At 68.2% G+C, this 12,196-nt stretch carries 12 protein-coding genes; 11 read left to right on the forward strand and 1 reads right to left on the reverse strand.

Features of this window, described 5'->3' with window-relative positions; all coding sequences use genetic code 11:
- The first annotated feature begins 737 nt into the window (after positions 1-737).
- From efp to nadD, 8 genes are all read left to right on the forward strand, one after another.
- Entirely contained in the window at positions 738-1,307 is a 570-nt protein-coding gene (efp, locus tag AAGI91_16870; protein MEM1044283.1) for an elongation factor P, read from the forward strand.
- A gap of 41 nt (positions 1,308-1,348) precedes the next feature.
- Positions 1,349-1,909, forward strand: a complete 561-nt coding sequence (gene accB, locus AAGI91_16875) for an acetyl-CoA carboxylase biotin carboxyl carrier protein (GenBank protein ID MEM1044284.1) — start codon at positions 1,349-1,351, stop codon at positions 1,907-1,909.
- 67 nt (positions 1,910-1,976) lie between these two features.
- Entirely contained in the window at positions 1,977-3,329 is a 1,353-nt protein-coding gene (gene accC, locus AAGI91_16880; protein MEM1044285.1) for an acetyl-CoA carboxylase biotin carboxylase subunit, read from the forward strand.
- Between the two features lie 75 nt (positions 3,330-3,404).
- The gene (gcvH, locus tag AAGI91_16885; protein MEM1044286.1) at positions 3,405-3,791 is read left to right on the forward strand and encodes a glycine cleavage system protein GcvH; all 387 of its coding nucleotides are present in this window, start codon (positions 3,405-3,407) and stop codon (positions 3,789-3,791) included.
- 141 nt (positions 3,792-3,932) lie between these two features.
- The gene (guaA, locus tag AAGI91_16890; GenBank protein ID MEM1044287.1) at positions 3,933-5,501 is read left to right on the forward strand and encodes a glutamine-hydrolyzing GMP synthase; all 1,569 of its coding nucleotides are present in this window, start codon (positions 3,933-3,935) and stop codon (positions 5,499-5,501) included.
- Positions 5,502-5,720: 219 nt separating this feature from the next.
- Positions 5,721-7,145 (forward strand): ABC transporter substrate-binding protein, encoded by a 1,425-nt coding sequence (locus AAGI91_16895; protein MEM1044288.1) that lies wholly within the window; start codon positions 5,721-5,723, stop codon positions 7,143-7,145.
- 268 nt (positions 7,146-7,413) lie between these two features.
- Positions 7,414-8,220, forward strand: a complete 807-nt coding sequence (gene bamD / locus AAGI91_16900; protein ID MEM1044289.1) for an outer membrane protein assembly factor BamD — start codon at positions 7,414-7,416, stop codon at positions 8,218-8,220.
- 19 nt (positions 8,221-8,239) lie between these two features.
- Positions 8,240-8,863: a nicotinate-nucleotide adenylyltransferase gene (gene nadD / locus AAGI91_16905; protein MEM1044290.1), complete on the forward strand. Its 624-nt coding sequence runs from the start codon at positions 8,240-8,242 to the stop codon at positions 8,861-8,863.
- Here nadD and AAGI91_16910 read toward each other — a convergent pair.
- Complete coding sequence (locus AAGI91_16910) at positions 8,860-8,991, reverse strand: hypothetical protein (GenBank protein MEM1044291.1); 132 nt, start codon at positions 8,989-8,991, stop codon at positions 8,860-8,862. The genes nadD and AAGI91_16910 overlap by 4 nt on opposite strands.
- Before the next feature lie 139 nt (positions 8,992-9,130).
- On the opposite strand from AAGI91_16910, the gene AAGI91_16915 reads away from it, so the two are divergent.
- The 3 genes from AAGI91_16915 (at position 9,131) to AAGI91_16925 (ending at position 12,059) form a co-directional block, all read left to right on the forward strand.
- Positions 9,131-10,708 carry a glycoside hydrolase family 3 N-terminal domain-containing protein gene (locus tag AAGI91_16915; protein ID MEM1044292.1) on the forward strand — a complete coding sequence of 526 codons (1,578 nt, stop codon included), beginning with the start codon at positions 9,131-9,133 and terminating at the stop codon, positions 10,706-10,708.
- A 67-nt stretch (positions 10,709-10,775) separates the two neighbouring features.
- Positions 10,776-11,423: a PhoU domain-containing protein gene (locus AAGI91_16920; GenBank protein ID MEM1044293.1), complete on the forward strand. Its 648-nt coding sequence runs from the start codon at positions 10,776-10,778 to the stop codon at positions 11,421-11,423.
- Between the two features lie 63 nt (positions 11,424-11,486).
- The gene (locus tag AAGI91_16925) at positions 11,487-12,059 is read left to right on the forward strand and encodes a thioredoxin family protein (GenBank protein MEM1044294.1); all 573 of its coding nucleotides are present in this window, start codon (positions 11,487-11,489) and stop codon (positions 12,057-12,059) included.
- Positions 12,060-12,196 lie beyond the last annotated feature (137 nt).

A 12,196-nucleotide genomic window follows, 5' to 3' on the forward strand; every position in this document is an offset into this window, starting at 1 on the left:
ATATTATATTAATGTTTTATAGTAATATTTTTCGTATACTGTGCTTAGGCATGTTATTCGTGCCGCTCGTATCACAACAAACAAAACATCTGAGGTAGTCATGAGAAATCTCATTTCCAACACTCTAGTCCTCTCACTCTGTCTGGTATTTGCTGCTTGCGACTCTGCAGACGTCACCGGTCCGAGCACGTCTAGGTCCCTTCCGGCTGCGGAGGCGTCATCGCCCTCGATAGCAGGTCCCTCCGACTTCGCTGGAGCTTGCACTTTCACAGCGCTAAACTACGGTATCCCCGAGAGCTTGCTGGTGTGGGAGGTACCCAGCAACGTAGAGGCTCTGACCGACCTCATAGGCCATGATCAAGTAACGCTCAGGTCGGCCGGCAAAAACGTGACGGGTACTCTCACACTTACCCAAAGAGGTGGTGGTCCTATTCTGGCAACTAAGCAGATCACGACCCGGCTTCCGTTCAGTGGGGCGTGTCAGGTCACCAGTTGACCAGGTCGGTGAATGAGGCCGAGAGTTTCATTCCAGGGGTGTCATGAGTGGCTTCTTTGCTCGCACACTCATTTGCCGATATATTCGGTCTCAGAGACCCGCCGGTGCCATCCGGCGGGTCTCTCTCTTTGGTTCTAAGGTGAGGGCAGGAGGCGAGTGGTGGATTGACAGGAATGCGACGGGCAGGGTATATTTTGAGCCCTGAACGGTTGCTCTCGTCCCCCTTCTCTCGCGCTCCTCTATGGCCTCCACGCAAGACTTCCGCAACGGCTACACCTTCATCTGGAACGGCGGCGTGTGGCAGATCGTCGAGTTCCAGCACGTCAAGCCGGGCAAGGGCGGGGCGTTCGTCCGCACTAAGCTCAAGAACGTCCGCAACGGCAAGATCGTCGACAACACGTTCCGGGCCGGCGAGAAGGTGGAGGCGGCCCGCGTGGAGCGCCACGCCTACCAGTTCCTCTACGAGGACGACCTCGGCCTCCACCTGATGAACACCGAGTCCTACGAGCAGACGACGCTCCCCGCCGGCAGCGTAGAGGGGCGCGGCTTCATCAAGGAAGGCGGCGACGTGGACCTGATCGTCCACGCCCAGACGGGCGAGGCGCTCTCGGTCGAGATCCCGCAGCAGGTGGAGCTGCTCATCGCCGAGACCGAGCCGGGGATGAAGGGCGACACGGCCACCGGCGCGACCAAGCCCGCCACGCTCGAGAGCGGGGCCACGATCAACGTCCCGCTCTTCATCAACGAGGGCGACCTCGTGCGCGTCGATACCACCTCCGGCGCCTACCTCACCCGCGTCAGTGCCAACTGACGCCCCCGCGCCCTCCCGGGCTCGCTTCACCCCCTCCCGCTATGGATATCGACAAAGTGCAGGCCCTCGTCCGTCTCGTCAACGACAGCGGCGTGGCCGAGATCGAGGTGCAGGAAGACGGTCTCAAGATCATCGTGCGCCGGCAGTCGCCGGTGGTGACGCTCCAGCAGGCCGGGCAGGCGATGGGCGGCTTCCCGGTGCAGCCCTTCCCGATGCAGACCGGCTATCCGCCGATCCCGCCGGCCTATGCGCCTCCGCCCCCTGCGCCGCCACCGGCCGCGCCCGCCGCTCCGGCTCCGGCCAGCACGCCGCCGCCCGCACCGGCCGCCGCGCCGCCAGCCACCGAGCCGGGCTCCGGGGCCGACGAAACGCTCATCCGCGCCCCCATCGTCGGCACGTTCTACCGCGCGCCCTCGCCCGAGGCCGACCCGTTCGTCAAGGTGGGAGCCCGGGTCAGCGAGGGCGACACGCTCTGCATCATCGAGGCTATGAAGCTGATGAACGAGGTCACGAGCGAGCACAGCGGGACCATCAAGGAAATTCTCATCGAGAACGCCCAAGCCGTCGAGTACGACCAGCCGCTGTTTGTGCTGACCTCGTGACGCGTTCGCTGTCGTAGGGGCAACCGGCCGGTCGCCCGTACTTGTTCCTCTCTCACCCCGCCGCCGCGTGATCCAAAAAGTCCTCATCGCCAACCGGGGCGAGATCGCGCTCCGCGTCCTGCGCACCTGCCGCGAACTCGGCATCCAGACCGTAGCGGTCTACTCCACCGCCGACCGCGCCTCGCTCCCGGTCCGCTTCGCCGACGAGGCCGTCTGCATCGGGCCGCCGCCGAGCGCCGACAGCTACCTCCGCGTCGACCGCATCATCGCCGCCGCCGAGGTCACCGGGGCCGACGCCATCCACCCCGGCTACGGCTTCCTCTCGGAGAACGCCGAGTTCGCCGCCATCTGCGCCGACAACGACCTCGTCTTCATCGGCCCCAAGCCCGAGACCATCCGCAAGATGGGCGACAAGAGCGTGGCGAAGGAGACGATGCGCGCCGCCGGCGTCCCCGTCGTCCCCGGCTCGGAGGGCGAGATCGGGTCGGCGAAGGAGGGCAAGCGCCTCGCGGCCGAGATCGGGTACCCGGTGATGATCAAAGCCTCGGCCGGCGGCGGCGGGCGCGGGATGCGCCTCGCGCGCGACGAAGCCGAGTTCGAGAAGCAGTTCGTCGCGGCCGGGTCCGAGGCGAAGGCCGCCTTCGGCAACGGTGGCGTCTACCTCGAGAAGTTCGTCGAGGAGCCGCGCCACATCGAGGTCCAGCTCGTGGGCGACGGGCAGGGGACGGCGCTCCACTTCGGCGAGCGCGAGTGCTCGATCCAGCGCCGCCACCAGAAGCTGCTCGAAGAGGCCCCCTCGCCGGTCGTGGACGCCGACCTCCGCGCCAAGATGGGCGAGGCCGCGATTGCCGGCGCCCTCGCCGTCGACTACAGCGGGGCTGGCACGGTCGAGTTCCTGCTCGACAGGCACGGCACCTTCTACTTCATGGAGATGAACACCCGTATCCAGGTCGAGCACCCGGTCACCGAGGAGGTGACTGACACCGACCTGATCGAGATGCAGATCGCCGTCGCCAACGGGATGAAGCTCACGGCGCAGGACGTGGCGCTCGAAGGCCACTCCATCGAGTGCCGGATCAACGCCGAGGACCCGTACCGAGGCTTCGCCCCCTCGCCGGGCGACATCACCGCGCTCCACACGCCGAAGGGCCGCGGCGTCCGCGTCGACACCCACATCTACGCCGGCTACCGGATTCCGCCGAACTACGACTCGCTCGTGGCTAAGCTCATCGTGCGCGGCAAGGACCGCGAGCACACCATCCGCAAGATGCGCCGCGCCCTCGACGAGTTCGTCATCGAGGGCGTCAAGACGACGATCCCGTTCCACCGCCAGCTCATGGACGACGAGCGCTTCCAGAACGGACAGTTCGACACCGGCTTTTTGAGTAGCTTCGAGTTGAAACCTCCAGCCAGTGAGTGATTGGGCGATTCGCCGATTGGGTGATTCATGGTGCCCAATCAGCTACTCGCTCATTCACCCAATCAGCCATTAGCAATGACCTTCCCCGACGACTGCCGCTACACCAACGAACACGAGTGGGTCCGCCTCGGCGACGACGGCGCCGCCACCGTTGGCATCACCGACTACGCCCAGCAGGAGCTCGGCGACATCGTCTTCGTCGAACTCGAAGAAGACTTTGAGGGCGACGCCGAGGGGGTCTTCGGCACGATCGAGGCCGTCAAGACGGTCTCGGACCTCTTCCTGCCCGTCGCCGGGACGGTGACCGAGGTCAACGCCGCGCTCGACGGTGCCCCGGAGACGGTCAACCAGGACCCCTACGGCGAAGGCTGGCTCGTCAAGATGGAGCCCAGCGACGCGGCCGAGATCGACAGCCTGATGGACGCCGACGCCTACAAGCACATGATCGGCGCTGACGCTTAGGAACGACGAGGTACGGAGGACGAGCTACGAACGGGTGCCAGTCCGACGAGTCCGCGCCTGTTCCAACCTTGGGGTCAACCTTGGGGTCGTTCTCACGCTTTTCCACTCGTCGTTCGTCACTCGCAATTCGTAACTGGACCCGTGCACGAAACGATCGTCATCCTCGACTTCGGCTCGCAGGTCACCCAGCTCATCGCCCGGCGCGTCCGCGAGGCCGGGGTCTACTGCGAGATCCACCCCTGCACGCTCCCGGCGGCGGAGGTCGCCGCGCTGCGCCCCGCCGGCCTCGTCCTCTCCGGCGGCCCAATGTCCGTCTACGACGACGGCGCGCCCGGCCTCGACCCGGCGCTCCTCGCGCTCGAAACCGAGTCCGGCAAGCCGGTCCCGGTCCTCGGCATCTGCTACGGGCTCCAGGCGCTCGCCTACGAGCTCGGCGGCACCGTCGAGCGCGCCGAGCGGCGCGAGTTCGGGCGGGCCCACCTGATCGTCGACGAAGAGGCGCACCTGTTCGCCGAGGTCCCCGACGGCTCGACGGTCTGGATGAGCCACGGCGACCACCTCACGCGCCTCCCTGCCGGCTTCCGCAGAATCGCCCACACCGAGAACGCCCCGATTGCCGCCGTCGCCGCCGACGGGCAACCCGTCTTCGGCGTGCAGTTCCACCCCGAGGTCGTCCACACCGAGCACGGGCGGGCGATGATCGAGAACTTCGTCTACGCCGTCTGCGGCTGCGCGGGCGACTGGTCTGCCGCCTCCTTCATCGAGGACAAGAAGGCCGAGATCCAGAACGAGGTCGGCGACGACCACGTCATCCTCGGACTCTCCGGCGGGGTCGATTCGTCCGTGGCAGCGGTGCTCCTCCACGAGGCCATCGGCGACCAGCTGACCTGCATCTTCGTCGACACCGGGTTGCTCCGCAAGAACGAGCGCGCCGAGGTCGAGCAGACCTTCCGCGAGCACTTCCACATCGACCTGATCGTGGTCGACGCCACCGACGAGTTCATGGACGCGCTCGCGGGCGTTGAGGACCCAGAGCAGAAGCGCAAGCTCATCGGGCGCACCTTCATCGAGGTCTTCAACGACGCGACGGAGTCCGTCACCGAGCGCCTCGGGGCGAAGCCGACCTTTCTGGCTCAGGGCACGCTCTACCCCGACGTGATCGAGAGCGTCTCGTTCAAGGGCCCGAGCGCGACTATCAAGAGCCACCACAACGTCGGCGGCCTCCCCAAAGAACTCGGCTTCGACTTGCTGGAACCCTTCCGCGAGTTGTTCAAGGACGAGGTCCGCGAAGTCGGGCGGCTCCTCGGCGTGCCGAAGAAGATCATCGGGCGTCACCCGTTCCCCGGCCCCGGCCTCGCGGTCCGTATCCTCGGCGAAGTCACGTCCGAGCACGCGGCGCTCCTCCAGGAGGCCGACGCCATCTTCATCGACGAACTGAAGGCGCACGGGCTGTACGACGACGTGTGGCAAGCGTTCGTGGTGCTCCTACCCGTGCAGTCGGTCGGGGTGATGGGCGACGCCCGGACCTACGAGAACGCCGCCGTCCTCCGCGCCGTCACGAGCGTGGACGGGATGACGGCCGACTGGGCGCACCTGCCCTACGCCTTCCTCGGGCACGTCTCGAACCGGATCATCAACGAGGTGCGCGGCATCAACCGTGTCGCCTACGACGTATCCTCCAAACCGCCCGCCACGATCGAGTGGGAGTAGGTTCAGAAGACAGCGATCAGGGGACAGCGAGCAGAGGTGGGACCACGGCCGCGCCGCGATCTTTCGCAGCGATGACGTTCTCCAAAACCGGAACCGATAGTCATCCCGGCCCCCGAGCCGGGATCCACTGTCCAGCGGTTCTCCGGATCCCCGCCTGCGCGGAGATGACTTGATAGGGGATGCAGTAACTTCCTAGCCAAGCCTCACTGCACTTCTGCCATGCGCCTCCTCTTCCTGCTTCTCCTCCTCACCCTCCACGTGCCGGTGGTAGCGCAGCCGTTTGAGGCACCGGCGATTCCGGCGGCGGAGTCGGCCTTTGACCGGGGGCTGCGAGCCTATGAGACTGGGCAGTACGACGCCGCCGCGCGGGCTTTTCGGAAGGTCACCGAGGGCGCGTTCAACCAGCGGACGACGGCGGCGCACCTGATGCTCGGCAAGGCGCACTACGCCGCCGGCGAGTTTGCCGATGCTATCGGGGCGATGACCGACTTCGTCCGGGAATACCCTCGCAGCCGCTACCTCGCCGACGCCCGTGCGCTCCGCATCGAGTCGCAGGCCCGGCTCGACGCGGCCGAGGCCGTACCTGAAGCTACCGACGTCGGGGTGGTGCTGCCGACGAACAACGCCGACATCGTGTTCTCGCAGGCCCTCTTCAATGGCGTCCGCCTCGCCGTGGAGGCGCACAACGCGGCGGTGCCGGAGCGCCCGGTGCGGATGGTGTTCCGCAACACCGAGGGGTCGGAGCGCGGGGCTGTGCAGGCCGTCGAGAGCCTCAGCCGCGCGGGTGTCGAACTCGTCCTCGGACCGCTCTACAGCGAAGAGGCGACAGCGGCAGGCGGGGTTGCCGAGCGCGAGCGCCTCCTGCTCGTCGCCCCGCTTGCCACGAACGAGGCCGTGTCCGAGGGGCGGCGCTACGTCTTCCAGGCCAACCCGACCTACGCTGAGCGCGGCCGCGCGATGGCCCGCTACGCCGCCGCGCAGCGCCCCGGCACCTTCGGCGTCGTCGCGCAGTCCGGGACGATCGGCGAGACGATGGCCGAGGCGTTCCAGACCGAGCTGATCCAAGTCGGCGGCACGGTCGCCTTCACCGAACTGCTCTTCGACGACCGGGCCTGGTTCCGGCTCGACGAACTGCTGGCCGACTCGCTCAACAACCTGCTCGCGGACGTGGACGCGCTCTACCTCCCCGTCTCCGGGGCCGACGCCGATGAGTACGCCGCCGGTGCCCTGCGGAGCCTCGACCGCGCCGTGCCGCCCGAGGAGCGCGGCCGGCTGCGCGTCTTCGGCAACCTGGAGTGGGGGATGCTCGACGCCTCGCGGCCCCGCGCCGAGGGCTACGGCACCGTCTTCACCTCGGACTTCCACCTCGGCGAGCGGGATGAGGACGCGCGAGCCTTCGCCGAGCGGTACCGCGCGCTGGCGGGCGTCGCGCCGGAGCGCCTCGCGTATGCGGGCTACGACCTCGCCCAGATGGTCCTCGCGCTCCTCGCCGAGCGCCGGAGCGAGGAGTCGCTGCCGGACCTGCTCCGCCGCGCCGCCCCTTACGCAGGTCTTGGCCACCGGATCGACTTCGGACGAGGAAACGCCAACGAGGCGATGTTTATACTCGGCTACCGCGACGGGGAAGTCGTAGTGGTGGAGTGAGCGTTCAGGAGCGGAAGAGCGGAGGAGCGTGGGAAAGCTGGAAAAACCACGAAGACTGCTGCGCTTTGCACCGGGATCCTCTTCCCCGCTTGCCCCCTTCCGCTCATCCCCGCCGTCGTGTTGCAATAAACCCGGCAGGGCGGCGTTCTCGGTGCAGCCTGTCCGCCGCCGAGTTCCCGCGCTTTTCAACCCATCGGGCTAGGGTCTACCGGGCGGGCAGTGGTTTCTTCGGCATCTGGCTCTCGCCCTTTCCGTTGCTCCCGAATTGATGCTTCGTCGATCTGCCCTCCTTCTCCTTCTCGCTGCGCTCGCTGCGGGTTGCTCCAGCGGTAACCGCGTAGCGTCCGACACGCCGGAGGCAGCCTTCGAGAAGGGACTGGAACTCTACGAACGCGGTAAGTACGACCGCGCCATCGAGTACTTCCAGCACGTCTTCGACTTTGGGCGCACCAACCCGCGCGCTGGCGACGCGCAGTTCTACCTCGCCCAGTCCTACTTCAAGACCAAGCAGTACCTCCTCTCGGCCAACGAGTTCACCCGCTTCGTGGAGCTGTACCGGACGGACGAACGCGTCGAGGAGGGGGAGTACCTCCGGGCGATGAGCTACGTCCGCCTCTCGCCGCCGTACCAGCTCGACCAGACCGACACGCAGACGGCGCTGACGTACCTCCGGCTCTACCTCAGCAAGTACCCCGAGGGCGCGTACGCCGCCGAGCTAGCCGGGCACACGGAAGAGCTGCGCGCCAAGCTGGCGCGGAAGCGGTTCGAGATCGCCGGCCTCTACGAGCGGCGCGGGCTTCACGAGGCCGCCGCCATTTCCTACGAGGGCGTGCTGGAGCGCTACCCGGACTCGGCCTTCGCCGACGACGCGCTCCTGGGCGCGGTCCGGAGCTACCGGGCCTACGCTGAGGACAGCATCCCCAGCCGCCAGGCCGAGCGCTATCAGCAGGCCGCCGACGCCTACGACCGGCTCGTCCAGATCTTCCCGGACAGCCCGCTGCTCGGCGAGGCCGAGGCAGAGCATGCCATCGTCGAGCGGGCACTCCGGCAGTTCGAGAGCCAGGCCAGCCGGTGAGGCGAATGACGCGTTGCGAATGACGGAGCCCCGCTCGGCACTCGACCCTCAACGCCCGGCCCGGGTAGGCATCTTCGGGGGGACCTTCAACCCGCCGCACGTAGCACACCTCGCCGTGGCCGAAGCCGTGCGAGACCACCTCGGGCTAGACCGCGTCCTCTGGATTCCGGCCGCGACGGCACCGCACAAACAGGAGCGCACGGTCGCCGAAGCACACCACCGCCTCGCGATGGTGCGGCGGGCCGTCGCCGGCAACGAGGCGTTCGAGGTGTCGGACTGGGAGATCGAGCGGGGGGGCGTCTCCTACACCGTCGACACGGTGCGGGCTTTGCGGGCGGAGCAGCCCGCCGCCGAGTTCCACCTCATCCTCGGCGGGGATAGCCTCGCGCAGTTCGATTCGTGGCGCGAGCCGGACAAGATTCTGCGGCACGCCGCGCTTGCCGTCTACCCGCGCCCCGGAGCCGACCTCGCCGACGTGGCCCCGAGCGTGATGGCCCGCGCTACCGTCCTCGACCGCCCGCTGCTCGACCCGTCCAGCACGGCGATCCGCCGCCTGCTCCGGGCGGGGCGCTCGGCTCGGTACCTCGTCCCGGACGACGTGCTGGCCTACATCGCCGAGCACGACGTATACCCTCCGCGTTAGCCCGCGAGGGCCTGGGCGAGGCGGGAGCTTGCGACGAGCAGTCCCGCAGCCAGGGCCCACAGCACCACGAACAGCAGCCAGGGTAGGACGCGGCGACGGCGGGGCGGCAGCGGAGCGAGGGTAGGCATGGTGGCAGCGGGTCGTCGAAAGGGGTTACAGAAGAAGGCGCGAGCAGTACACGGTTTCGTAACACCGGAAAGGAGGAAAAACGGCCTCAACGCCGCCACTCGTCTCGGTACCTTGCCGTCCCACCCTGCGCGCCCGCCCGTGACCGCCACCGAACGCCTCCGCCGCAAAGCCGCCGGCCTGCTCGTCGTCCGCCTCGGCTCCAACATGCAGCCGCCGCGCCGCGCCGAGGAAGACGCCGCGCACGTCGAGGCCCTGCTCGGCCGCTACCCGCTCGGCGGCGTGATCCTCTTCAACGGGGCGTGGCCTCAGACCCGCGAAACCCTGGTGGGCTTGCAGCACGCCGCGCTGCAGGGCGACTCGGCGCGTCCGCTCCTCGTGATGACCGACATGGAGCGCGGCCTCGGGCAGCAGGTGGCCGGAGCCACGACGTTTCCGCATGCCCGCGCCTTCGCTGCGCTCGGCGAGTCCGAGGCGATGACGGAGCGGTTCGCGCGGGCCTCGGCGCGCGAGGCGCTCGCCTGCGGGGTCCACGTCACGTTCGCGCCCGTCGCCGACGTCAACCGGAACCCGGACAACCCCGTGATCTCGATTCGCGCTTTCAGCGAGGTGCCGGCGCTGGCCGCGTCGCTGGCCGCGGCCTACGTCCGGGGTTGCCAGGCCGAAGGGCTGCTCTCGACGGCCAAGCACTTCCCCGGACACGGCAGCACGGCCGAGGACTCGCACGCCGTCCTCCCGTCGGTGCCGGACGCCCGCGCCGTCCTCGACAAAACCGACCTCGTCCCGTTCCGGGCGGCGCTGGATGCCGGCTGCGAACTCGTCATGACCGCCCACGTCGCCTACCCCGCCCTCGACCCGAGCGGCCGGCCCGCGACGCTCTCGGCCCCGATCCTCCAGGGCCTGCTGCGCGGCGAGATGGGGTTCGAGGGCGTCGTGATCTCGGACAGCCTGCACATGGGGGGCATCCAAGCCGACGGCCGGACCGAGGCCGACCTCGCCGTCGAGCAAGTCCGCGCGGGTGTCGATCTCCTCCTCGACGCCCGCGATCCGGCTGCGATCATCGAAGCTCTCGCTGCTGCAGTCGAGGCAGGCGCGCTCGGCCAGGAGCGGCTGGACGAAGCCCTCGCCCGCGCCGACCGGCTCCGTGCCCGGCTGACAGACCGCTTCGGCGATGACGTGTTCACCGACCCGGGTCAGGCTGCCGCTCCGGACGCAGTGGGCGCAGCCGAGCACCGTCGGCTGGCGATGCGCGTCGCCCGGGGCGCAGTCACGGTCGAGGGCGAGACCGTGCACTGGGAGACGGGGGCCGGACTGCTGGCCGTCCTCGTCAGGCCCCACGCCTCGCCCCTTGACCCGCCGGAGCAGCCGCTAGGCGACGCACTCCGCGAGCGTCTTCCCGGCGTGCGCTACGCTGAGGTCGGGCCGGGGACCAGTCCCGAACAGCTGGCTACGCTCGGCGAGGAAGCGAAGGCGGCCGAGCGCGTGCTCGTCGCGCTCGTTGCCAAGCCGGCGGCGTGGCACGCCTTCGGGCTGCGCCCGGAGCAGCACGCCTTCGTCGAGGCCCTCCTCAGGGTGCGGCCGGTAGTCGTAGCGGCTCTCGGAAGCGCACGCGTGCTGGACGCGTTCGCGGACGCTCCGACGCGGCTCTGCGCCTACAGCGACGCCCCCGCCGCGCAGCGCGCCCTGGCCGAGGCGCTGGCCGGGAAGCGCGCAGACTAACCCGCACGGCCCGCCGGGCGGAGCAACGAAGCAAAGAAGGAGTACTATCCTGGACGACCACCCCGCCATGAGCCTCTTCAACTTCTTCACCGGCACCCGGCCCGCCCTCATCACCGACGCCATGGGGGCGGTCGACACCATGCTCCGGGTGTCGGGCGAGATGCTGGAGGCCGCGCTCGCCTGCCTGCTCGACAACGAGGCGCTGCAGGTGGACCTCTCGGCGCGGGACCAGATCGTGAACGAAGGGGAGCAGGAAGTGCGCCGCCTCGTCATCGAGCACCTCGCCATCGACCCCGAGCGCGAGCGTATCCTGTCGCTCATCCTCGTCTCGGCCGTCCAGGAAGCGGAGCGGGTCGGCGACCTGGCGAAGTCGCTCGCGGCGGCCTCAACGCTGGCCGACACGCCCCGGCTGAGCCCGCACGTCCAACCCCTGCGCGACCTACGCGACCGGCTGCAGCGCCTCGTCGAGTCGACGCGCAAGGGCTTCGTCCAGGGCGACGCACGCGCTGCCCGGCGCGTGACCGAGGAGCACCAGGAAATCAAGCGCCTTGTCGGTGGGTACCTCGAAACCATCGCGCACGCCGACGACCTGTCCTCGAACGAGGCGGTCGTCTTCGCTATCTCGATGCGGATGATGGGCCGCATCTCGTCGCACCTCTCGAATATCGTCTCGTCTACCCTCGTCCCCTTCGACCAAATCCGCCGACCCGCTTAGCAAACGACGAGCGGCGAGTGACAAGCGCCGAACGGACTCTTGACCGTAACTCGACAATCCAACATGGCACGAACATTTTCCGACATGGTCCCGCTCGGGACCGCCGCCCCCGCCTTCGACCTGCCCACCGCCAATCCGGCTGTGGACGGACGCCCAGGTGAGACCCGCAGCCTCGACGACTTCGCAGACGCGGAGGCGCTCGTCGTGGCGTTCATCTGCAACCACTGCCCGTTCGTCCACGCTGTTGAGGACAGGCTGGTCGCCCTCGGCCGGGACTACGCGCCGAAGGGCGTACAGGTCGTCGGCATCTGCTCGAACGATGCCGAGCAGTATCCGGCCGATTCGTTCCCGGCGATGGCCGAGCGGGCCGAGGCGAAAGGCTACCCGTTCCCCTACCTCCACGACGAGAGCCAGGCCGTCGCCCGCGCCTACGACGCCGTCTGCACGCCCGACTTCTTCGTCTACGACCGCGACCGGACGCTCGCCTACCGAGGCCGCCTCGACGACGGCCGGCCGGGCCAGCCCGCCACGACGACCGACCTGCGCGACGCCCTCGAGGCTCTCCTGCAGACGGGAGCAGTGCCGGGCGAGCAGATACCCTCGATGGGGTGCAACATCAAGTGGAAGCCTTCCTAGAGCGTGTTATGGACTCGGTCAGGTCTCAGCTTTTCTGCCCAAGACGCCCGTCATTCCCGCGCAGGCGGGAATCCACGCCACGATGGCACCGCGTGCCGACGCTGCATGGATTCCCGATCTGGGTCGGGAATGACTCG

This window comes from Bacteroidota bacterium, from assembly GCA_038746285.1.
In the GTDB taxonomy this organism is placed as follows: Bacteria; Bacteroidota; Rhodothermia; order Rhodothermales; family JANQRZ01; genus JANQRZ01.

What these genes read in the sequence shown, in the direction of transcription:
- efp (MEM1044283.1), top strand. Translation starts at nt 738, where the DNA reads ATGGCCTCCACGCAAGACTTCCGCAACGGCTACACCTTCATCTGGAAC.
- accB (MEM1044284.1), top strand. Translation starts at nt 1,349, where the DNA reads ATGGATATCGACAAAGTGCAGGCCCTCGTCCGTCTCGTCAACGACAGC.
- gcvH (MEM1044286.1), top strand. Translation starts at nt 3,405, where the DNA reads ATGACCTTCCCCGACGACTGCCGCTACACCAACGAACACGAGTGGGTC.
- AAGI91_16895 (MEM1044288.1), top strand. Translation starts at nt 5,721, where the DNA reads ATGCGCCTCCTCTTCCTGCTTCTCCTCCTCACCCTCCACGTGCCGGTG.
- bamD (MEM1044289.1), top strand. Translation starts at nt 7,414, where the DNA reads ATGCTTCGTCGATCTGCCCTCCTTCTCCTTCTCGCTGCGCTCGCTGCG.
- nadD (MEM1044290.1), top strand. Translation starts at nt 8,240, where the DNA reads ATGACGGAGCCCCGCTCGGCACTCGACCCTCAACGCCCGGCCCGGGTA.
- AAGI91_16910 (MEM1044291.1), bottom strand. Translation starts at nt 8,991, where the DNA reads ATGCCTACCCTCGCTCCGCTGCCGCCCCGCCGTCGCCGCGTCCTACCC.
- AAGI91_16920 (MEM1044293.1), top strand. Translation starts at nt 10,776, where the DNA reads ATGAGCCTCTTCAACTTCTTCACCGGCACCCGGCCCGCCCTCATCACC.
- AAGI91_16925 (MEM1044294.1), top strand. Translation starts at nt 11,487, where the DNA reads ATGGCACGAACATTTTCCGACATGGTCCCGCTCGGGACCGCCGCCCCC.